This window comes from Streptomyces sp. WM6378, assembly GCF_001279695.1.
Classification (GTDB): Bacteria; Actinomycetota; Actinomycetes; order Streptomycetales; family Streptomycetaceae; genus Streptomyces.
Map to the genome: position 1 here is coordinate 1 of NZ_LGDD01000233.1, position 296 is coordinate 296.

Annotated in this window: 1 protein-coding gene; it reads left to right on the forward strand. The window is 67.6% G+C overall.

Annotation, left to right across the window (positions count from 1 at the left end):
- Nucleotides 1–296: AMP-binding enzyme (locus ADK54_RS18320; RefSeq protein WP_420717328.1), on the forward strand; the 296-nt coding region annotated here is incomplete at both ends.

The following is a 296-nucleotide window of genomic DNA, read 5'->3' on the forward strand; positions in this document are numbered from 1 at the left end:
CTCTATCTCGTCGACCGTGCCAAGGACATCATCGTCACCGGCAGCACCAGCGACAACGTCTACTCCCGCGTCCTGGAGGACTTCCTGCTCACCCTCCCCGGCGTGCGCAACGCGGCGGCACTGGGCGTGCCGGACGAGGAGTACGGGGAGGCCGTACAGATCTTCCTGGCCACGGCCGAAGGCGCCGACATCGACCCCGACGAGGTCGGCGCGGCGGTGACCGCCGAACTGGGAGAGCTCTACAAGCCCCGGAAGACCGTGCTGCTGTCCCAGCTGCCGACAACCAAGGTCGGCAA